This is a genomic window from Conexibacter sp. SYSU D00693 (genome assembly GCF_017084525.1).
Classification (GTDB): Bacteria; Actinomycetota; Thermoleophilia; order Solirubrobacterales; family Solirubrobacteraceae; genus Baekduia.
This window is the reverse complement of record NZ_CP070950.1, coordinates 1,136,570-1,157,467: the sequence shown is the minus strand read 5'-3', so window position 1 is coordinate 1,157,467 and position 20,898 is coordinate 1,136,570. Positions and strand designations below refer to the sequence as shown.

The 20,898-nt window shown below is 74.9% G+C and carries 19 protein-coding genes; 16 read left to right on the top strand and 3 right to left on the bottom strand.

Annotated features, from left to right (window positions below; genetic code table 11):
• Nucleotides 1-72: 72 nt before the first annotated feature.
• The 4 genes from JUB12_RS05835 to scpB are packed head-to-tail and all read left to right on the top strand — an operon-like array spanning nt 73 to nt 4,127.
• Entirely contained in the window at nt 73-1,545 is a 1,473-nt protein-coding gene (locus JUB12_RS05835) for an FG-GAP-like repeat-containing protein (protein WP_205698685.1), read from the top strand.
• A gap of 48 nt (nt 1,546-1,593) precedes the next feature.
• On the top strand, nt 1,594-2,628 hold the full coding sequence (trpS, locus tag JUB12_RS05830) for a tryptophan--tRNA ligase (RefSeq protein ID WP_205698684.1): 1,035 nt from the start codon (nt 1,594-1,596) through the stop codon (nt 2,626-2,628).
• A gap of 12 nt (nt 2,629-2,640) precedes the next feature.
• On the top strand, nt 2,641-3,429 hold the full coding sequence (locus tag JUB12_RS05825) for a ScpA family protein (protein WP_205698683.1): 789 nt from the start codon (nt 2,641-2,643) through the stop codon (nt 3,427-3,429).
• Nucleotides 3,426-4,127 carry an SMC-Scp complex subunit ScpB gene (gene scpB, locus JUB12_RS05820; RefSeq protein ID WP_241004432.1) on the top strand — a complete coding sequence of 234 codons (702 nt, stop codon included), beginning with the start codon at nt 3,426-3,428 and terminating at the stop codon, nt 4,125-4,127. Before JUB12_RS05825 ends, scpB begins: the two co-directional genes overlap by 4 nt.
• Here the strand turns inward: scpB and JUB12_RS05815 are convergent.
• Nucleotides 4,124-4,792 (bottom strand): TetR/AcrR family transcriptional regulator, encoded by a 669-nt coding sequence (locus tag JUB12_RS05815; RefSeq protein ID WP_241004431.1) that lies wholly within the window; start codon nt 4,790-4,792, stop codon nt 4,124-4,126. The two genes, scpB and JUB12_RS05815, sit on opposite strands and share 4 nt — an antisense overlap.
• A 105-nt stretch (nt 4,793-4,897) precedes the next feature.
• On the opposite strand from JUB12_RS05815, the gene JUB12_RS05810 reads away from it, so the two are divergent.
• Both JUB12_RS05810 and JUB12_RS05805 read left to right on the top strand, forming a co-directional pair.
• On the top strand, nt 4,898-6,418 hold the full coding sequence (locus JUB12_RS05810) for an NAD(P)/FAD-dependent oxidoreductase (RefSeq protein ID WP_205698680.1): 1,521 nt from the start codon (nt 4,898-4,900) through the stop codon (nt 6,416-6,418).
• Nucleotides 6,415-7,464 carry a carbon-nitrogen hydrolase family protein gene (locus JUB12_RS05805; protein ID WP_205698679.1) on the top strand — a complete coding sequence of 350 codons (1,050 nt, stop codon included), beginning with the start codon at nt 6,415-6,417 and terminating at the stop codon, nt 7,462-7,464. The genes JUB12_RS05810 and JUB12_RS05805 overlap by 4 nt, the downstream gene beginning before the upstream one ends.
• Nucleotides 7,465-8,189: 725 nt before the next feature.
• Here the strand turns inward: JUB12_RS05805 and rlmN are convergent.
• Nucleotides 8,190-9,173, bottom strand: a complete 984-nt coding sequence (gene rlmN / locus JUB12_RS05800) for a 23S rRNA (adenine(2503)-C(2))-methyltransferase RlmN (RefSeq protein WP_205698678.1) — start codon at nt 9,171-9,173, stop codon at nt 8,190-8,192.
• Nucleotides 9,174-9,214: 41 nt separating this feature from the next.
• Between rlmN and JUB12_RS05795 the strand changes: the two genes are divergently transcribed.
• From JUB12_RS05795 to metK, 9 genes are all read left to right on the top strand, one after another.
• Nucleotides 9,215-9,946 carry a pseudouridine synthase gene (locus JUB12_RS05795; protein ID WP_205698677.1) on the top strand — a complete coding sequence of 244 codons (732 nt, stop codon included), beginning with the start codon at nt 9,215-9,217 and terminating at the stop codon, nt 9,944-9,946.
• 11 nt (nt 9,947-9,957) lie between these two features.
• Nucleotides 9,958-10,323 (top strand): chorismate mutase, encoded by a 366-nt coding sequence (gene aroH / locus JUB12_RS05790; RefSeq protein WP_205698676.1) that lies wholly within the window; start codon nt 9,958-9,960, stop codon nt 10,321-10,323.
• A 10-nt stretch (nt 10,324-10,333) separates the two neighbouring features.
• Nucleotides 10,334-11,437 carry a histidinol-phosphate transaminase gene (hisC, locus tag JUB12_RS05785; RefSeq protein ID WP_205698675.1) on the top strand — a complete coding sequence of 368 codons (1,104 nt, stop codon included), beginning with the start codon at nt 10,334-10,336 and terminating at the stop codon, nt 11,435-11,437.
• A gap of 246 nt (nt 11,438-11,683) precedes the next feature.
• Entirely contained in the window at nt 11,684-12,724 is a 1,041-nt protein-coding gene (gene aroF / locus JUB12_RS05780; protein WP_205699709.1) for a 3-deoxy-7-phosphoheptulonate synthase, read from the top strand.
• A 45-nt stretch (nt 12,725-12,769) separates the two neighbouring features.
• Entirely contained in the window at nt 12,770-13,837 is a 1,068-nt protein-coding gene (locus JUB12_RS05775) for a prephenate dehydrogenase/arogenate dehydrogenase family protein (protein WP_205698674.1), read from the top strand.
• On the top strand, nt 13,834-15,138 hold the full coding sequence (aroA, locus tag JUB12_RS05770; RefSeq protein ID WP_205698673.1) for a 3-phosphoshikimate 1-carboxyvinyltransferase: 1,305 nt from the start codon (nt 13,834-13,836) through the stop codon (nt 15,136-15,138). The genes JUB12_RS05775 and aroA overlap by 4 nt, the downstream gene beginning before the upstream one ends.
• On the top strand, nt 15,135-15,716 hold the full coding sequence (gene cmk, locus JUB12_RS05765; protein ID WP_205698672.1) for a (d)CMP kinase: 582 nt from the start codon (nt 15,135-15,137) through the stop codon (nt 15,714-15,716). Before aroA ends, cmk begins: the two co-directional genes overlap by 4 nt.
• Nucleotides 15,713-17,041 (top strand): ribosome biogenesis GTPase Der, encoded by a 1,329-nt coding sequence (der, locus tag JUB12_RS05760; RefSeq protein WP_205698671.1) that lies wholly within the window; start codon nt 15,713-15,715, stop codon nt 17,039-17,041. Before cmk ends, der begins: the two co-directional genes overlap by 4 nt.
• Before the next feature lie 13 nt (nt 17,042-17,054).
• Nucleotides 17,055-18,284 carry a methionine adenosyltransferase gene (metK, locus tag JUB12_RS05755; protein WP_205698670.1) on the top strand — a complete coding sequence of 410 codons (1,230 nt, stop codon included), beginning with the start codon at nt 17,055-17,057 and terminating at the stop codon, nt 18,282-18,284.
• Between the two features lie 60 nt (nt 18,285-18,344).
• Here the strand turns inward: metK and JUB12_RS05750 are convergent, their stop codons facing one another.
• Nucleotides 18,345-18,824, bottom strand: a complete 480-nt coding sequence (locus JUB12_RS05750; protein WP_205698669.1) for a PH domain-containing protein — start codon at nt 18,822-18,824, stop codon at nt 18,345-18,347.
• Between the two features lie 25 nt (nt 18,825-18,849).
• On the opposite strand from JUB12_RS05750, the gene priA reads away from it, so the two are divergent.
• On the top strand, nt 18,850-20,892 hold the full coding sequence (gene priA / locus JUB12_RS05745; protein ID WP_205698668.1) for a primosomal protein N': 2,043 nt from the start codon (nt 18,850-18,852) through the stop codon (nt 20,890-20,892).
• Nucleotides 20,893-20,898 lie beyond the last annotated feature (6 nt).

Genomic DNA, 20,898 nt, shown 5'->3' with positions numbered 1-20,898 from the left:
TGTCCGCTACCCGCCGGTGGGATCAGGGTCACCCCTGATGGCGCGCCGGATCCGCGGACGTACGGTCTGCCCATGACCGGCCAGCACCGCCATCGCGCCCTCGTGGCCGCCGCCCTGGCGCTCGTCGCGGCGACGCCCGCGCTCGCCGAGGCCCAGGGGCCGCGGCAGCTCGACCTGCGCGACCGCGCCGACGTGCGCCACCGCTGGGACGGGCCGGAGGGCTGGGTCGCCGGCGATCGCGTCTCCCGCGTGGCCGACCTCGACAAGGACGGCGACGACGAGGTCGTGGTCGGTGCCTACGGGGCCGACCCGCGCGACCGGCGCGACGCCGGCGCGGCCTTCCTCGTCGAGGGCCGGCGCGACCGCGTCCTGCGCCTGGACCGGGCCCGCGACGTCGTGCGCCTCGAGGGCGCGCAGCGCGGCGACCGCCTGGGCGCGTCGGTGGCGGGCGTCGGCGACGTCAACGCCGACGGGCGCGCCGACTGGGTGGCGGTGGCCGACAGCGCCGACGCGGGAGACCGCGACAAGGCGGGTGTCGCCTACCTCGTGCTCGGGACCGCGGGGCGCTCGCGGATCGACCTGCGCCGGCCGCCGAAGGGCATCGTGCGGATCCTCGGCGAGGGCGACGAGACGTTCCTGGGGCAGGTCACGGCCGCGGGTGACGTCAACGGCGACGCGATCGCCGACCTCCTGCTGGGCGACGAGGAGACGGGGGCGTGGGTCGTCTTCGGCCGCCGGTCCTGGCCGCGCGCGCTCGACCTCCACGCCTTCACGCCCGCCGACGGGCTCCAGATCGACTACGGCAGCTCCTTCGGCCTGGCCTCGGGCGGCGGCATGACCGCGGTGGGCGACGTCGACGGCGACGGGCTGGACGAGATCGCCCTGGGCGGCGACAACCTCGTCCACCTCATCCGCGGCCGGCGCACCGGCGGCGTGCTCGGCGCCGAGGACGGCCAGGAGGCGGGCGTCCAGCTCATCGGCGCGACCTCGCGGCCGGCCAGCGGCTTCGGCAACGTCCTGGCGGGCGTGGGCGACGTGGACGGCGACGGCGTGGTCGACCTCGCGATCAGCGACCCGGTCGCCGGGAGCGTCCGCGGCCGCCGGGTCGGTGCGGTCTGGGTGCTGCGGCTGACCAAGGACTTCTCGGACGTGCCGTTCCCGCTGCCCGCCGACCGCGCCGGTGTGGTGGTCGGCGCGGCGGCGGGGGGGCGCCCGGGGGGGGGGCGGGGCGCCCGCGGCGGCCGGGGGGGCGGCGGGGGGCCCGACCTGGTGGTCGGGGCGTTCCTGGCGGGGACGAAGGGCCGGCCGGACGCGGGGACGACGTACGTCGTGCCGGCGCCGCTGCCCGGCGAGCGCCTCGACGCGCGGCTGCTGCCGCCCGGGGCGACGCGCATCCTCGGCGGTCGCCGGCAGGACCAGAGCGGCTACGGGCTCGAGGTCGCCGACGTGGACGGCGACAAGCGGGCCGAGGTGCTCACGGGCACGGGCTACGCGGACACCACGGGGCGCAACTCGGGCGCGGTGTACGTCGTGCGCCCGCGCTGATGCACCGGGCGGGCTGGGCGTTCGACGCACTAGCCTCCGGCGCCGCTCATGCGCGTCTTCTCCGGCATCCAGCCCACCGGTCGCAAGCACCTCGGCAACTACATCGGGGCGATCCGCCAGTACGTCGAGTCCCAGGAGCGCGCGCAGGCCGCGGGCGGCGACTCGATCTTCTGCATCGTCGACCTCCACGCGACGACGGTGCCCTACGACCCGGCCGAGCTGCGCGAGCGCGTCTACGACACGGCGGCGATCCTGCTGGCGGCCGGCCTGGACCCGGAGCGCTGCATCCTCTTCCGCCAGGGCGACGTCGTCGAGCACACCGAGCTGATGTGGCTGCTGACGGCGGTCACGGCGCACGGCGACCTCAACCGGATGACGCAGTTCAAGGACAAGAGCGCCCAGCAGCGCGAGCTCGTGTCCGCCGGGCTGTTCCTCTACCCGGTGCTCATGGCCGCCGACGTGCTCGCCTACAAGGCCACGGAGGTCCCGGTCGGCGAGGACCAGCGCCAGCACCTCGAGCTCATGCGCGACGTCGCCCAGCGCTTCAACGCGCGCTTCGCCGGCGACCGCGAGGTGCTCGTCGTGCCCGAGGCGCGGATCCCCGAGGTGGGCGCGCGGATCATGGACCTCCAGGAGCCGACGCGGAAGATGTCCACGACGAGCGGGACGGACGAGGGCCGCGTCTACGTCCTCGACGAGGCCAAGGTCGTCGAGAAGAAGCTCAAGCGGGCGGTCACGGACTCCGAGGACCCGCCGCGGATCGTCCACGACCGGGGGGCCAAGCCGGGCGTCTCGAACCTGCTGGAGCTCCTGGCGGTCGCCCGCGGGACGTCGATCGACGAGGTCGTGGCGTCGCTGGCCGACGCCCGCGGCTACGGGGACCTCAAGAAGGCGACGGCCGACGCGGTCGTCGAGCTCCTGACGCCGGTGCGCGAGCGCTACGGGGCGATCCGCGCCGACGAGGACGCGCTGGAGGACGTCCTCGCGGCGGGCGCCGCGAAGGCGCGGGCGATCGCGGCGCAGACGCTCGCGGAGGTCCGCGCGCTGATGGGCGTGGGCCCGAACGTCCGCGCCCGCGCGTAGCCTGCGCGCTGCATGCCGTCCGCCCTGGTCGCCGAGCTCGAGCTCGACCTGGAGGTCTTCAGCGGGCCGTTCGACCTGCTGCTGACGCTCGTCCTCAAGGAGGAGGTCGACCTCCTGGAGGTCGAGCTGGCCGACGTCGTCCTCAGCTACCTCGACGTGCTCGAGGCTCGCGGGGAGCTCGACCTCGAGCTCGCCACGGAGTTCCTCGTGCTCATCGCGGCGCTGCTCGAGCTCAAGTCGCGGCTCATGCTGCCGCGCGAGGACGAGGAGCTGCTCGACGTCGACGCGGAGGTCGCGGCGGAGGAGCTGCTGCAGCGGATGCTCGAGGCCAAGCGCTTCCGCTCGGCGGCCGAGCACCTGCGCGAGCGCCTCGGGCGCGAGGACGGCGTGCGCTTCCGCAGCGCGCCGCTGCCCAAGGAGCTGCGCCGGGTCGACTGGTCGGCGGTCGAGTCGGTCTACGCGCCCGACCGGCTGGGGGAGGCGATCGGGACGCTGCTGCGCCTGCCCGAGGAGGTCTCGATCCGCCACCTCACGGTGCCGCGGGTCTCGGTCGCCGAGCGCCTCGCGCACCTGCGATCGCTGCTGCGGCGCGGGACGACGTCGTTCGACGAGGCCGTGCGCGGCGCCGACCGGGTGACGGTGGCGGTCACGCTGTTCGCGTTGCTCGAGCTCTACAAGCAGGGCGAGGCGCTCTGGCGCCAGGACGAGCCGTTCGGCGACATCGCCATCGAGAGGCTCGACCGCCCGACGTGGGAGGTCCCGACCCCCGCCGACGTCGCCGCCCAGGAGGCCCTGTCGTGAGCGGCGAGCTGACCCGGACCGTCGAGGCCCTGCTGTTCCTGTCCTCCGAGCCCGTGACGTTCGTCGAGCTGCGCGAGGCCTGCGAGGTCGACGACGACGAGCTGCAGGACGCGATCGACGAGCTCGGCCGGGTGCTGGCGCGCGGCGAGCGCGGGATCGAGCTGCGCGAGCTGGCCGGCGGCTTCACGCTCGCCACCTCGCCCGACGCGGAGGCCGCCGCCCGGCGCCTGCTGGCCAAGCCGCGGACCCCGCCGCTGACCCCGGCGCAGGCCGAGACGCTGTCCATCGTCGCCTACCTCCAGCCGGTCTCCCGGCCCGAGGTGGCCCGCATCCGCGGCGTGAGCGCCGACTCGGCGGTGGCCACCCTGCTCGAGCGCGGGCTGATCGAGGAGTCCGGCCGCTCGCAGTTCGGCGCCGCGCTGTACCGCACGACCGCGCTGTTCCTGAAGCTCTTCGGGATGAAGTCCCTCGACGAGCTGCCCGACCCGGCCCGCTGGGACCCGACGCCCGAGGAGGAGGCCGACCTGCGCGACCGCCTCCTGCGCGCCGGCGAGGCCCGCGCGGGCGGTCCGGCCCCGCTGGGCGCGGGCCCGGAGGTCGTCGCCTCGAGCGGTCCGGTGGCCGTCGAGGCGCCGGGCGGCGAGCCGCCCGAGCCCGCGCCGGTGCCCGACGTGGGCCCGGCCGACGAGCCGGCCTAGGCGTCCGCGGGGCTCGTCACCCGCACGAGCCGCGCCCGCGCGTTGCCGTGCGCGTCGCGCGCCGCGGGGTCCACGAGCCCCTCGAGGACGAGGTGGCGGCCCGTCATGATCGTCGCCTCGATCGTCGCGTCGGTGAGGCCGAGGCGGTCGCCGCGCAGGCCGAGCGCCACGACGCCGTTCCAGGCGCCCCACAGGAAGCGGCAGGTCTGCCGGGCGTCGAGCGTCGCCCGCACCTCGCCGGCGTCGATGGCGGCCTGGATCGTGGCCTCGAAGGTGTCGAGGATCTCCTCCATCGCGGTGGTGACCCGCGCGGCCAGTGCGGCGTCGGCCAGCGGGAGGCCGGTCTCGACGCCGTCGAAGGCCAGGAAGCGGAAGGCGCCCGGGTGCTCGAGGTGGAAGCGCAGGTAGGCGTCGCCACCGGCCAGGACCTGCTCCAGCGGCGTCTCGCCCGCCGCGTAGGCGGCCTCCATGTAGCGGGCGAAGAGCTCGACGGCCCGCTCGGCCAGCGCGTGGTAGAGGCCGTCCTTGTCGCCGAAGTGGTTGTAGATCGAGCCGACGGCGACGTCCGCGGCCTCGGCGACGTCCTCCATGCGCGTGGCGCGGTAGCCGCCCTCGCGGAAGGCCGCCTCGGCGGCGTCGAGGATCGCGGCGCGGGTGCGCGCCACCCGGCGCGCACCGCGGGTGGGGGGAGGCGCCAGAGCGCTGTTTGGAGGCACGTTCATCTTTGAACCTGCTTGCAATCATACTGCAGACCTGGTTACCGTCGGGGCATGTCCCGCCACGACGTCGTCATCGTCGGATCCCGCTGCGCCGGGGCCACCGCAGCTGCCGTGTTCGCCAGAGCCGGCCGCGACGTGGTGGTCCTGGACCGCGCGACCTTCCCGTCCGACACGCTCTCGACGCACGTGCTCTTCGGCGGCGGCATCGACGTCCTCAAGGACATCGGCGCCTACGAGAAGATCGCCGCCCAGGACCCGTCCTACGCCCGCGAGCTCGACCTCACCTTCGACGGCGAGGTCCACATCCGCGAGCCGTGGAACGCCGCGGACGGCGGCACCTCGAACTACGTGTGGTGCATCCCGCGGCCGATGCAGGACGCCGCGCTCGTCGAGACCGCGCGCGAGCACGGCGCCGACGTGCGCGAGGGGTGGGAGGTCCTCGACGTCCTCTGGCGCGCCGGGCGCGTCGTGGGCGTCGTGGCCAAGGACCCCGACGGCGAGGTGCACGAGCTGCGAGCCAAGCTCGTCGTCGGTGCGGACGGGCGCCGGTCGACGATCGCCGCCCGGGTCGGGGCGTGGAAGCCCTACCGCGCCTCGAAGAACGGCCGCGGCCTCGTCTTCCGCTACCTCGACGACCCGCGTGCGGGCACGCCGGACGCCGAGCGCCTGCACCAGTGGCGTGACGGCACCTCCTTCTGCATGACGTTCCCCAGCGCCCCGCGACCGCGCATGATCGCGCTGTGCATGGGCCCGGCGGCCGACGTGGCCCGGGCGCGCAAGGACCCCGAGGGGACGTGGCAGGAGTTCCTGCGCCGCCATCCGGGCTGGGCGGCGCGCATCGAGGGCGCCACGAACCTCTCCAAGCTGCGCTCGACCGGCGACGTCCCGGCGTTCTTCCGCCCGTCGAGCGGCCCGGGCTGGGCGCTCGCCGGGGACGCGGGGCACTTCAAGGACCCCGTCATCGGCCAGGGCCAGCGCGACGCGATGTGGATGGGCCACCGGCTCGCGACCATGGCCGCCGACGTGCTCGACGACCCGGGGACGCTCGACGTGACCCTGCGCCGCTACGAGCAGGAGCGCGACGAGGAGTGCCTGTCGGCCTACCACTTCGCCAACGGCGAGACGCGCATCCAGCGCCAGTCGCCCGTGCTCATCGCGCTGGCGCGCGACCTCGGGCGACGGGAGATGCCCTCGCCGGACCTCTCCGACGTCTTCCAGCGGGTGCGCGACCAGCAGGACGTCCTGCCGCTCGGGCGGCTGGCCCGCGGGCTGCGCCTCGCGGTCGCCCACGACCTGCGCCACCGCCCGGGGGCGCTGCCGGCCACGCTGCGCAGCGCGGCGGCGGACCTCGCGGTCGACGTGCGGGTCCGGGCCGAGATCCGCGCCCGGCGGTTCCGCTCGACCCGGCTCGTCGAGGGCTCGGAGCATCCGGGCGTGGCGTGGCCCGACGCGCCGCGACGGCCCGAGGTGGCCGCCAGGCCGGCGGCCGCCGTCCGGGCGGCGATGCCCGAGCCGGCCGTCGCCGCGTGCGACGGGACAGCGAGCGCCGAGCGCGAGGCGGTGGTCGCGTGAGCCCGCGCAAGCCGGTCGTCGTCGCGGCCGTCCAGGCCCAGCTCGAGGTCGGCGCGGTGGAGGCGAACCTCGAGCGCATCGAGGACCTCGTCCGCGACGCCCATCGCGAGCACGGCCCGGACGTCGTGGTCGTCCCCGAGGCGATGACCTCGCCCAACGTCTACAGCCCGAGGATGGCCGACGTGACGCGCCCGGTCGACGGCGCGCCCTTCCAGCTGCTCACGCGGCTGGCGCGCGAGCTCGACGTCGTCGTCTGCGGCGGCTTCCTCGCCCGGCGGGGCGACGACGCCTACGGCACGTACGTCATGGCCGAGCCCGACGGCGGCGCGCACCTGCACGACAAGGACATCCCGTCGGCGTGGGAGAACCACTACTACCGCGGCGGCGACGACGACGGCAAGGTCCACTGCCGCGCGCTCGGCCTCGACGTCGGCCTGGCCTCCGGCTGGGAGTGGGGCCGCCACCGGACGGCCAAGCGCCTGCGCGGCGTCGACCTCGTCCTCGGCGGCATGTGCTGGCCGTCGTTCCCGAGCAACTGGCAGGTGCCCGGCCTCAAGCAGTGGGCGGCGCGCGAGCACGACCTCTGGGTCCGCCAGAACCGCGAGCTGCCCGCCCAGGTCGCCCGCCTCGTCGGTGCCCCGGTCGTCTACGCCGCCCACGTCGGGCCCGTCGACGCCGTCTTCCCCGCGGCGCCGTTCATCCCGTGGAGGACGCAGTCGCTCGGCGACACCCAGATCTGCGCCGCCGACGGCACCGTCCTGGCGCGCCGCACCCTCGCCGAGGGCGCCGGCCACGTCGCCGCCGAGGTCACGCCCGGCTCCGTCGCCCCGCTCGACGAGCTCGCCGACCGCTTCTGGATCCCGGCGATGAGCATCTCGACCCACATCGCCGCCTGGCACGTGATGAACAACCACGGGCGCGTCGACTACTGGCTGCGCAAGCGCCGCGGCAAGCACGCCTGGCAGCAGTTCCCGGGCGGGGACCTGCCCGACGAGCTGCCCCCGGTGGCCGAGGAGCAGGAGCAGCACTTCGCGACGACGCGGTAGAGGCCTCCCGCGGCGCCGTCGGGGCGAGCCCCGGCCGGGCGCGGCCGTGGGTGAGCGCCGTCCCGCCGCGGGTGGAGGTCGGGTTCGTCGCTGTCGGGCAGTGAGGGAGGGCAGGGAGCCGGCGGTTGCGGTGGTGCGCGAGGCGTGCGGGCGGTCCATCCGGCCCCGATCGACCGTGACCCTGTCATCTCCGGCGTGCCAGACCGGAATCGACAGGGTCAGGGAGCGTGGTCGTCCTGCGTGACGCCTCGTGCATGTGATGCATGCACGAGGCGTCACGCACCGCGCTCGAACCCGCACGACCGCCCGCGGAGGACGCGGACGCGACGTGCCCCCCTCCTCGGTGCCGACCAGCCGCCGCCGCGCGCTCGCGCAGACGCGCGGGTGGAGGTCGGGTTCGTCGCTGTTGGGCAGTGAGGGAGGGCAGGGAGCCGGCGGTTGCGGTGGTGCGCGAGGCGTGCGGGCGGTCCATCCGGCCCCGATCGACCGTGACCCTGTCATCTCCGGCGTGCCAGACCGGAATCGACAGGGTCAGGGAGCGTGGTCGTCCTGCGTGACGCCTCGTGCATGTGATGCATGCACGAGGCGTCACGCACCGCGCTCGAACCCGCACGACCGCCCGCGGAGGACGCGGCCGCGCCGTGCTCCCCCTCCTCGCTGCTGACCAGCGACCGCCTCAGGCCACGCAAGCGCCCGAGCGCAACGCGCCGGCCGCAGCCGCAGCCCTACGCCGGCGCCTTCGCCGCCAGCTGCCCGCACGCGGCGTCGATGTCCTGCCCGCGCGTCAACCGCACCGTGGCGGTGAGCCCGTGCTCCTCGAGCACCGCGCGGAACGCGGCGATCGCGTCGCGCGACGAGCCGTCGTAGGAGCCCGTCGGGTTGTACGGGATGAGGTTGAGCTTGTAGATCCGCGGGTCGAGGAGCTGGGCGAGGCCGACCGCGTGGGCGTGGTGGTCGTTGACGCCCTTGAGCATCACGTACTCCACGAAGACCTGGCGGCGCTTGGCCTCGTAGAAGCGCTCGCAGGCGGCGAGGACCTCCTCGATCGAGTACCGGTCGTTCACCGGCATGATCTGGGAGCGCAGGGCGTCCTCGGGCGCGTGGAGCGAGAGGGCCAGGCGGACGGGGAAGGGCGACGCGGCGAGGCGGTCGATGCCCGGGACCCAGCCGACGGTGCTGATGCCCGTGCGGCGGTTCGTGATGCCGACGTCCGGCAGCCGCTCGACGGCGGCCAGGACGTGGTCGAGGTTCATGAGCGGCTCGCCCATGCCCATGAAGACGAGGTGGTCGACCGGCTCGATGCGGCGGAAGTGCAGGACCTGGTCGAGGACCTCGCTCGCCGTGAGGTTGCGGCCGAACTTCATCGTCCCCGTCGCGCAGAAGGTGCAGGTCAGGGGGCAGCCGGACTGCGAGGAGACGCAGATCGAGCGCCGGCCGTCGCGGTAGCGCATGAGCACGGCCTCGATCGGGCGACCGTCGGCGGTGCGGAACAGGACCTTGAGCGTCCCGTCCTTGGCCAGCGCCTCGCGCTCGACCTCGAGCGTCGAGAACGGCACGCGCGCGGCGAGCTCCTCGCGCAGCGCGGCCGGGACGTTGGTCATGGCGTCGTAGCCCGCGGCGCCGCGGGCGGCCCACTCCCACACCTGCTTGGCGCGGAAGCGCGGCTGGCCCAGCTCGTCGAGCGTGCGCTGGAGGAGGTCGAGGTCCACGGGACACCATCGTAGGCCGCTCGCGGCTACGGTCCCGGGCCGTGCGGCTGGGCAAGTACCTGGCGCACGCGGGGGTCGCCTCGCGGCGCCACTCCGAGGACGTGGTCCGCGCCGGCCGCGTGGCCGTCGACGGCGACGTCGTCCTGGACCCCGCCACGCCGGTCGACGAGCACTCGAACGTCGAGGTCGACGGGCGGCTCGTGCGCCCCCAGGGCCGCCACGCCGTGGTCATGCTCCACAAGCCCAAGGGCGTCGTGTCGACCGCGCAGGACACCCACGGCCGCCCGACCGTCGTCGACCTCGTCGAGGCCGGCGAGCGCCGGCTGTACCCGGTCGGTCGCCTCGACGCCGACACCACCGGCCTCATCCTCCTCACCGACGACGGCGAGCTGGCCGAGCGCCTGACGCACCCGCGCTACGAGGTCCCGAAGACCTACGTCGCGAAGGTGGGCGGCCCGCCGGTGCACGACAAGGCGCTGCGCCGCCTGCGCCAGGGCGTCGAGCTCGACGACGGCCCGACGCTGCCCGCGAAGGTGCGCCGCCTCACCCCGCACGCGATCGAGCTCCAGATCACCGAGGGCCGCAAGCGCCAGGTGCGCCGGATGTGCGAGGAGGTCGGCCATCCGGTGCAGGAGCTCCAGCGCGTCGCGATCGGCCCGCTGCGCCTGGGACGCCTCAAGGTCGGCGACAGCCGCGAGCTCACGCCCGACGAGGAGCGCGCGCTGCGCGCGGCTCCCAAGGCGCAGCGGCGCCGCCGCCCGCCGGCTCGCTAGCGTCCCGGCCCGTGCAGCTCTTCGCGCTCCGCGGCGCCGTCACCGTCGAGGCCGACGACGCCGACCAGATCCTCGAGGCCACCGAGGAGCTCCTGCGCGAGGTCATGGAGCGCAACACGATCGGCCCGGACGACTGCGTCTCGGCGATCTTCACCTGCACCGAGGACCTGACCGCCCAGTTCCCCGCGGTCGCGGCGCGGCGCCTGGGCTTCGACAAGGTGCCGCTGCTGTGCAGCCGCGAGATCCCTGTCCCCGGGTCGCTGCCGCGGGTCATCCGGCTGCTGCTGCACTACCACGCGCCCGAGGACCACGAGGCCCGGCACGTGTACCTCCGCGAGGCCCGCGCCCTGCGGTCGGACCTCGAGGCCGCGCAGTAGCCTCGAGCCCATGGCCCTGGAGTTCGCCGAGGCGGTCCGCCGCATCCCCGTCTACCCCGCGGCGAGCGCGTACGCGCTGCCCGAGGACGTCGCGCTCCTGGCCTCCAACGAGTCGCCCGAGCCGCCGCTGCCGGAGGTCGTCGAGGCGATCACGAGCGTCCTCGGGGGGCTCAACCGCTACCCGGACCCGACGAACGCCGCCCTGCGCCGCGCGCTGAGCGACCGCACCGGCGTCCCGGCCCAGCGCATCGCGATCGGCAACGGCTCCTGCGACGTCCTGCTCGCCGCCGGCGACGCGCTGCTCGAGCCCGGGGCGGAGGTCGTCTACGCGTGGCCGTCGTTCAGCGTCTACCCGCACCTCGCCGCCGCGACGGGCGCCCGCGCCGTCGCGGTCCCGCTCAACGACCGCGAGGAGCACGACCTCGACGCGATGGCGCGCGAGGTCACCGCCGCCACGCGCCTGGTCCTGGTCTGCAACCCGAACAACCCCACCAGCACCGCGCTCTCCACCGAGCAGGTCGCGCGGTTCCTCGAGCAGGTCCCCTCGCACGTCTGCGTCATCCTCGACGAGGCCTACTGCGAGTTCTCGACGCTCGACGACCCCGACGCGTCGCTCGACCTCCTCGGGCAGTTCGGCAACCTCGTGCTGCTGCGCACCTTCTCGAAGGTCTACGGGCTCTGCGGCCTGCGCGTGGGCTACGGCCTGGCCGCCGACGAGGCGTTCGTGACGGCCGTCAACCAGGTCCGCCAGCCCTTCTTCTGCAACGCCGCCGCCCAGGCCGCGGCCATCGAGGCGCTCAAGCACCAGGACGCGGTCGCCGCCCGCGTCGAGCGCGCGGTCGTCGCGCGGGTCGAGCTCGAGGACGGCCTGGACGACCTCGGCATCACCCCCGCCCAGTCGCACGCGAACTTCGCCTGGTTCGACCTGCCCACGCCCGACGGCCAGGACGCCGGCGAGCACGAGCAGGGGATCGTCCGGGCGCTGGCCGAGCGCGGCGTGCTCGTGCGCTCCGGGACGGCGCTCGGCAAGCCCGGCGCGCTGCGCGTCACCTACGGCACCCCCGCCCAGAACGCGCGCTTCCTGCGCGAGCTGGGCGACCTGCTCGGGCGCTAGCCCGTCCGCCGCCCGCTTGGCGGTCGGCACGCGGTTTGCAACACTGACCGCGTCAGATGCGTCGCGCGGTCGACATCTACGCCCTCTCCTTCGGCCGCCCGTCGTATGCCTGGCCCTGGCGATTTAGCTAGGCGCTCGGTCGGCTGCCCGCGCAGCTTCCCGCACCACTGGTCCGCGAGACCGAGCGCCGCCTCGACGCAGTACGTCCCGTCCGTCTCGCCAGAAGCAGGAGCCCGCAGCACCATGATGATCGTGATGAAGTCGTCGGCCACCGAGGAGCAGGTCGACCACGTGATCGACCGGATCCGGTCGGTCGGCGCCACCGCCCACCCCAGCCGCGGCGAGGAGGTGACCGTGATCGGCGCCATCGGCGACCGCGAGCACGTCGCCCGCCTCGGCCTCGAGGGCGCGCCCGGCGTCGACAAGGTCGTGCCGATCCTCAAGCCCTACAAGCTCGCCTCGACGCAGCTGCGCGGCGGCGAGCGCTCCGTCTTCGACATCGGCGGCGCGAAGATCGGCGGCGAGCACTTCGCCCTGATCGCCGGCCCGTGCACCGTCGAGTCGCGCGAGCAGGTGCTCGACACCGCCGACGTCTGCCTCTCGGCGGGCGCCTCGATGTTCCGCGGGGGCGCCTACAAGCCCCGCACCTCGCCCTACTCCTTCCAGGGCCTCGGCGAGGCCGGCCTGCGCCTGCTCGGCGAGGCCAAGGACCGCACCGGCCTGCCGATCGTCACCGAGCTGATGGACGTCCGGGACCTCGAGCCGGTCCTCGAGGTCGCCGACGTCATCCAGGTCGGCGCGCGCAACATGCAGAACTACACGCTGCTCACCGAGCTCGGCCGCGCCGGCCGGCCCGTGCTGCTCAAGCGCGGGCTGTCCAGCACGCTGGAGGAGCTGCTGATGGCGGCGGAGTACGTCCTCAAGGAGGGCAACGAGCACGTCCTGCTGTGCGAACGCGGCATCCGGACCTTCGAGACGGCCTACCGCTTCACGCTGGACCTCATGGCGGTCCCGGTGCTCAAGGAGATGACGCACCTGCCCGTCGTCGTCGACCCCTCGCACGCCGCGGGCCGGCGCGACCTCGTCGAGCCGCTGTCGCTCGCCGCGGCCGCGGTGGGGGCCGACGGCATCATCGTCGAGACCCACCCGGACCCCGAGCAGGCGGTCTGCGACGGCCCCCAGGCGCTCGTCGCGTCCGAGTTCGCGGCCTACGCCGCGAAGGTCGAGCAGGCGGCGATGCTCGCCGGCAAGCTGCCGCTGCGCGAGAGCGCGCCGGCGGTCGCCTAGACGTCAGGGAGGGGCGGCCCTGCGCTCTGCCAGGATGCGGAGCGCATGACCGCCCCGCCCGCCAGCCGCGTCGCCGTCCTCGGCGTCGGGCTCATCGGCGGCTCGGTCGCGCTCGCCGCGCGCCTGCGCGCGGGCGCGCACGTGACGGGGTGGGACCCCGACGGCGCGGCGCTCGCGGAGGCGCTGGAGGCCAGGGTCGTGGACGCCGCGGCACGCGAGCCCGCCGAGGCCGTCGCCGGGGCCGACCTCGTCGTGGTCGCCGCGCCCGTGGCGGCCCTGCCCGCCATGGTCGCCACCGCGCTGGCCGCCGCCGGGCCCGAGACGGCGGTCACCGACGTGGGGTCGACGAAGTCCGCCATCGTGGCCGCGAGCGTCGACGAGCGCTTCGTCGGCGGCCACCCGCTGGCCGGCGCCGAGGCCACCGGCGTGCGCCACGCCCGGGCCGACCTCTTCGAGGACGCGACCTGGTACCTCACGCCGACCTCGGCGACCTCCGGCCTGCTGCTCGAGCGCGTCCACCGCTTCACCGCCGCGCTGGGCGCGGTGCCCACGCACGTCGATCCCGCCGAGCACGACCGCCTCATGGCCGCCGTCTCGCACCTGCCGCACGTCGTGGCCAACGTCCTCGTCGCGCAGGTCGCCGAGGCGCTGGGCGGCGAGCGCCTGCCGCCGACCGGCCCGTCGTTCCGCGACGCCACCCGGGTCGCAGGCGCCAACCCGGCGCTGTGGGCGCAGATCTACGCCGGCAACCGCGACGCGCTGGTCGAGCGCCTGGACGACGCGCTCGGGCGCCTGCGCGACGTCCGCGACCAGCTCGCGGCGGGCGAGAGCCTCGAGGCCTGGCAGGCCGCCGCCGGCGAGCACCGCCGCGCGCTGCTCGAGGTCGGGCTCACCGGAGGCCCACGCACGGAGCTGCGCGTCGCCGTGCCCAACCGCCCCGGGGTCGTCGCCGACCTCGCCCTCACGCTCGCCCGCGCGGGCATCAACATCTCCGACATGAGCCTCAGCCCGTCGCCCGACGGGACCAGCGGGGTCGTCGCGCTCTGGGTCGCCCAGGACGCCGCGGCGCGCGCGCACGGGCTCGTCGCCGACCTGGGGTTCGCCGTCACGTGACCACCGCCCGCTTCGACCCCGTGGACGCCCTGCGCGGCGAGGTCACCCCGCCCACCGACAAGTCGATCTCGCACCGCGCCGCGATCTTCGGCGCGATGGCCGCCGACCCGGTGCGCATCCGCGGCTACCTGCACGCGGCCGACACGACGTCGACGCTCGACGCCATGCGCGCGCTCGGCGCGATCGTCGAGGTCCACGCCGACGAGGTCGTCGTCCGCGGCTCGGGCCTGCGCGAGGCGCAGGTCCCCGACGCGCCGATCGACGTCGGCAACGCGGGGACGCTCATGCGGCTGCTGCCCGGCTGGCTCGCGGCGCAGCCGGGCCGGACCTACCACCTCGACGGCGACAGCTCGATCCGCCGCCGGCCCGTCGACCGCATCGCCGAGCCGCTGCGGCTGATGGGCGCCGGGATCGAGGCGACCGACGGGCGCTTCCCGCCCTTCGCCGTCCACGGCCGCCGGCTGCACGCCATCGACTACACGCTGCCGGTGGCCAGCGCCCAGGTGAAGTCGTGCGTCCTCATCGCCGGCCTCACCGCCGACGGGGCGACGACGATCACCGAGCCCAAGCCCAGCCGCGACCACACCGAGCGGATGCTCGCCGCCTCCGGCGTGACGCTGCGGCGCACGGGCGACCAGCTCTGCGTCACGAACGTCGACGAGCTGCTGCTCGAGGACCTCGTCGTGCCCGGAGACCCGTCGTCGGCCGCGTTCTGGATCGCGGCGGGGGTGCTCGTGCGGGGCTCGCGGATCGTCATCCGCGCCACCGGGACCAACTGGACGCGCACGGGCTTCCACCGCATCGTGCAGCGCATGGGGGGGATCGTCGTGGGCGACCTCGAGGAGGACCCGGGCGACGACGTCCGCGCGGGCGAGCCCGTGAGCGACCTCGACGTCGCCGCCGGCCCGCTCGTCGGCACGACGGTCGAGGCCGACGAGGTCCCGCTGGCGATCGACGAGCTGCCGCTCGTCGCGCTGCTCGGCGTCTTCGCCGAGGGCGAGACCGTCGTGCGCGGGGCGCAGGAGCTCAAGCTCAAGGAGTCCGACCGCATCACCGCCGTCGTCGACGGGCTGCGCGGCCTCGGCGCCTCGATCGAGGCCACCGACGACGGCTTCGTCGTCCAGGGCACCGGCGAGCTGCGCGGCGGGACGATCTCCTCGCACGGCGACCACCGCCTGGCGATGCTCGGCGCGGTGGCCGGCATGGCCTCCCGCGAGGGCGTGACCGTCGAGGGGATGGACGCCGCGGCGGTCTCGTACCCCGGCTTCACCGACGACTTCGCCACACTGGCGAGCGCATGATCGTCGCCATCGACGGCCCCGCCGGGGCCGGCAAGTCGACCGTCGCCCGGGCGGTCGCGCAGGCCCTCGGCTTCACGTACCTCGACACCGGGGCGATGTTCCGCTGCGTCGCGCTGGCCGGGCCCGGTCGCGACCCGGCGACGCTCGACATCGCCTTCGACGGCGACGCCGTCCTGCTCGACGGCCGTGACGTGTCGGTCGACATCCGCACGCCCGAGGTCGCCCAGGAGGCCTCGCGCCGGGCGACCGAGCCGGCGGTGCGCGCCGCGCTCCTGGCCCGGCAGCAGGCGCTGCTGGCCGCGGGCGACTGGGTCGCCGAGGGGCGCGACGTCGGGACCGTCGTGGCGCCCGACGCGGGGCTGAAGGTCTTCCTCACCGCCGACCCGGCCGAGCGCGCACGCCGCCGCGAGGTCCCCGTCGAGGAGGTCGTGGAGCGCGACCGCCGCGACGAGGAGCGCGAGCACGCGCCGCTGCGCCGGGCAGACGACGCGGTGGACGTGGACACGACGGGTCTGACGATCGACGAGGTGGTCGAGCGGATCGCCTCCCTGGCCCGCGAGCACGGGGCGGCGCGATGAAGGTCGCGGTCGTCGGCTACCCCAACGTGGGCAAGAGCTCGCTGGTCAACCGCCTGAGCGGGACGCGCCAGGCCGTCGTCCACGAGCGCTCGGGCGTGACCCGCGACCGCCACGAGGTCGACTGCGAGTGGAACGGCCGGCGGTTCACGCTCATCGACACCGGCGGCATGGACACGGCCGACGAGGACCCGATGCAGGGCTCGATCCGCGAGCAGGCGATCGCCGCGCTCGAGGACGCCGAGGTCGCGGTCTTCGTCGTCGACGCCCAGGCGGGCGTGCGCCCCGGCGACGAGGAGCTCGCCGACCTCCTGCGCCGGCGCCCCGAGCCGGTGGTCGTCGCGGCCAACAAGATCGACTCGGTGAAGGACCTGGCGCTGGCCGCCGACTTCCACCGCCTCGGTCTCGGCGACCCGCAGCCGGTCTCCGCCGCCCAGGGCCTCGGCACGGGCGACCTGCTGGACCGCGTCGTCGAGCTCCTGCCCGACGAGGGCGACGCCCCCGAGCAGGACGACGAGACGGTGCGCCTGGCCGTCATCGGCCGGCCGAACGTCGGCAAGTCGACGCTCGTCAACCGGCTGGCGGGCCAGACGCGGATGATCGTCTCCGACGTCGCGGGCACCACGCGCGACGCGATCGACCTGCGCCTGGAGGTCGGCGGCCGCGAGGTCGTCCTGGTCGACACCGCGGGCATCCGCCGGCAGGCGCGCGTCGACGACCAGGTCGAGTACTACACGGCGCTGCGGTCCCAGCGGGCGGTCGAGCGCGCCGACGTGGCGCTCGTGGTCTGCGACGCGGGGGAGGGCATCACGGCCCAGGACCTGCGCATCGCCGAGCTCGCGATGAAGGAGGGCTGCGCGACCGCGCTGGTCCTGAACAAGTGGGACGCCTCGCCGATGGCCGAGGAGGACCTCCTGCACGAGCGCGCGCGCATGGCCAGCAAGCTGCGGCTGCGGCCCAAGGTCCTGACGATGAGCGCGCTCACCGGGCGCGGGGTGGAGCGGCTGGTGAGCGAGGCGGTCGGCCTCGCGGACCGCATGAAGGTGCGCATCCCGACTCCCGAGCTCAACCGCTTCCTGTCCGAGGTCGTCCAGCAGCGCCAGCCGCCGGCCAAGCAGGGCTCGCGCCTGCGCCTGCTCTACATGGCGCAGGTCTCGACCCGGCCGCCGCGCTTCGCCATCACCGTCAACTCGCGCAACCGCGTCACCCGCGACTACGCGTACTTCGTCGAGAACCGCCTGCGTGCCAGGTTCGGGATGGACGGCGTCCCCGTGATCATCGACTTCAACGAACGCGGATCGCGTCGTCGCGAGGTCGAAGACCGCTAATCTCGACCGACCAATGACCTCTTACGGCGACAACGAGTACCTCTTCACCTCCGAGTCGGTGACGGAGGGCCACCCGGACAAGGTGGCCGACCAGATCTCCGACGGCGTGCTCGACGCGGTCCTCGCCGAGGACCCGCTGGGCCGCGTGGCCTGTGAGACCCTCGTGAACACGGGTCTCGTCGTCGTCTCGGGCGAGATCTCCACGTCGACGTACGTCGACATCCAGGAGATCGCCCGCGAGACGATCCGCAAGATCGGCTACACCGACGCCGACCTCGGCTTCAGCGCCGACTCCTGCGCGGTCCTCAACGCGATCGACAAGCAGTCGGCCGACATCGCCCAGGGCGTGGACACCGCGCTCGAGAAGCGCACGCAGCCCGGCGACGACGACGAGCTCGACATCGCCGGCGCCGGCGACCAGGGCATGATGTTCGGCTACGCCTCCAACGAGACGTCGGAGCTCATGCCGCTGCCGATCTCGCTGGCCCACCGCCTGGCCAAGCGCCTCGCCGACGTCCGCAAGGCCGAGGTCGTCCCGTACCTGCGTCCCGACGGCAAGACCCAGGTCTCCGTCCGCTACCGCGACGGCAAGCCGGTCGAGATCGAGAAGCTCCTGATCTCCACGCAGCACAAGGAGGGCGCCGAGTCCCTCATCCCGGACGACCTCTGGGAGCACGTCGTCGAGCCGGTCCTGCCCAAGGACCTCTACGACGCGGGCAAGCTGCGCAAGTCGTTCCTCGTGAACCCGACCGGCCGCTTCGTCATCGGTGGCCCCGTCGGCGACGCGGGCCTGACCGGCCGCAAGATCATCGTCGACACCTACGGCGGCATGGCCCGCCACGGCGGCGGCGCGTTCTCGGGCAAGGACCCGTCGAAGGTCGACCGCTCGGCCGCCTACGCGGCGCGCTGGGTCGCCAAGAACCTCGTCGCCGCCGGCCTCGCCGACCGCGCGGAGGTCCAGGTCGCCTACGCCATCGGCGTCGCGCACCCCGTCTCGGTCATGGTCGAGACGTTCGGCACCGAGAAGGTCGGCCGCGGCACGATCGCCCAGCTCGTCGACGAGCACTTCGACCTGCGCCCGGGCGCCTTCCGCGAGGAGCTCAAGCTCCACCGCCCGATCTACCAGAAGACCGCCGCCTACGGCCACTTCGGCCGCGAGGACTCGGACTTCACCTGGGAGCGCACCGACAAGGCCGCGGTCCTCGCCGAGGCCGCGGGCCTCTCCGCGCCGGCCAGCGCCTAGCGCCGCCGGACACACCAGACGTCGTGCGAGGGGCGGCCGGCGGGCCGCCCTTCGTCGTCCTCAGGCGGTCGGGGCCGGCGTCCCCGCCGACCCCTCGCGCTGGGCGCGGTCGACGGCGCGCACCACGTCCTCGGGGTCGGCGACACCGGTGAAGCGGAACTCGGAGTCGTCGGTGCCGGCGGTGTCGAAGTCGACGGTGCCGACCTGCAGGAGGCGCTCGAGGATCGACTGCTGCGTGTTGACGTTCTGCACGCGCTCGATGCGGGTCTCCTGCGTCGCGCGGCTGAGGATGCCGCGGCGGATGTGCAGGCGCTCGGTCGTGATGACGTAGCGCGTCGCGGCGCGCTTGAGCAGGCCGAGGAGGACCACCGTGTCGAAGAGGACGAAGGCGGCGACGCCGCCGGCGACCTCGTCGACGGCGACGAAGACGATCGCGCCGACGACGAGCACCAGGGCCAGGCCCTTGAGGTAGAAGCCCATGGTCGAGCGCCAGCTCGGATGGCCGTCGAAGACGACGGTCTCGCCCGCGTGGAGGTCCATCGCCTCCCGACCCTACCCTGGCCCGGTGACGTCCGTGGTCCGTGTCGAGCCGCTGACGACGGCTCGGGCGCTGCGCGGGCCGTTCGACTACGCGCGCCCGGACGGGGCGCAGGTCGGCACGGTGCTCGAGGTCCCGTTCGGCCACCAGACGCTGCGGGCCGTGGTCACCGAGCTCGCCGACCGCTCCGAGCACGACCTCGCGCAGCCCATCCGGGTGCTGCCCGACCGGGTCCCGCCGGACCTCGTCGACCTCGCGCTGTGGATGGCGCGCGAGTACTGCTCGACGCCGGCGCGCGGCCTCGGCCTCGTCCTGCCGCCGCGGGGGGTCAAGGAGCGCACCGAGCTGTGGGCCCACGCCGCCCGCGCGCCCGAGGAGGGCGAGCGGCTCACCGACAACCAGCGGGCGCTCCTGGCGACGCTGCCGCGGCCGACGGGCAAGGACCTGCAGGCGCTGCGCCGGCTCGAGGGCCGCGGGCTGGTGGAGATCGCGCCGCGCGGCGTGCGCCGCGCGCCCGAGCACGTCGCGGTCGGCACGCGGCGCGAGCCGCCGGCGCTCAACGCCGACCAGGCGGCGGCGCTCCGGCGCATCGAGGGCGCACGGCCCGGGGAGCGGCTGCTGCTGCACGGCATCACCGGCTCGGGCAAGACCGAGGTCTACCTGCGCGCGGCGGCCACGACCCTGGCCGAGGGGCGGGCAGTGCTGGTCCTGGTCCCCGAGATCGGGCTGACGCCGCAGATGGTCTCGCGCGTCGTCGAGCGCTTCGGCGACACCGTGGCGGTCCTGCACTCCCAGCTGTCCCCCGGCGAGCGCTACGACGAGTGGCGGCGGCTGCGCAGCGGCGAGGCGCGCGTCTGCGTCGGGCCGCGCTCGGCGGTGTTCGCGCCGATGGCCGACCTCGGGCTCGTCGTCGTCGACGAGGAGCACGACGGCTCCTACAAGCACGAGGGCGACCCGCGCTACGACGCGCGGCTCGTCGCCGAGCACCGGGCCCGCGCCCACGGCGCCGTCCTGGTGTGCGGCAGCGCCACGCCGCGGCCCGAGTCGCTGGCGACGCTCACCCGGATCCGGCTCGACCGCCGCGCCGACGGCGCGCCGCTGCCGCCCGTCGAGGTCGTCGACCTCACCGAGGCGGGCGGCCTGCTGCACCGGCGCACGCACGAGGCGCTCGTCGACGCGCGCAAGGCGATCGTGCTGCTCAACCGCCGGGGGTGGTCGAACTTCCTCACCTGCCGGTCCTGCGGCCACGTCTGGCAGTGCCCGCAGTGCGACGTCGCGCTGGTCCTGCACCGCCACGACGGGCTGCTGGCCTGCCACCACTGCGGCCACCGCGAGCGCATCCCGCAGGCGTGCACCGCGTGCGGGTCGGTGTCCATCGCCCGCCACGGCACGGGCACCGAGCGCCTCGAGGCCGAGCTCGCCGCGCTCGACCGCCCGGTCTTCCGCCTCGACGCCGCCACGGCCGACGCCGCCCGGACGCTCGCCGCCTTCCAGGCCGCACCCCGCGCCGTCCTCGTCGGCACGCAGCTCGTCGCCAAGGGCCACGACTTCCCGGACGTCGATCTCGGCGTCGTCGTCGACGCCGACAGCACGCTGCGCTTCCCGGACTTCCGCGCCGAGGAGCGGACCTTCGCCCTCGTCACGCAGCTCGCCGGCCGGGCCGGGCGCGGCGGCCGGGGCAGGGTGCTCGTCCAGACGATCGACCCGGACGCGCCCGCCATCGCCTTCGCCGCCCAGCACGACAGCGACGGCTTCCTGCGCGGCGAGCTCGAGCGCCGGCGCGCCCTGCGCTACCCGCCGTTCAGCACGCTCATCCGGATCGTCTGCTCCAGCCCGGACGCCGGCGTCCCGCTCGCGGCCGCCCAGGCGGTCAAGGACCACCTCGACGGGGTCCCGGCGCTCGGCCCGGCCCCGCTGTTCCGCCTGCGCGGCCGCGAGCGCGCCCAGGTCGTCGTGAAGGCGCCCGACCGCGCCCCGGCCATCGCGGCGGTCGACGCCGCCGTGCGCGCCGTCGCCGGCGGCCGGGAGCACAAGCGCGCGTCCTTCAGCGTCGACGTCGACCCCCAGTGAACGGTG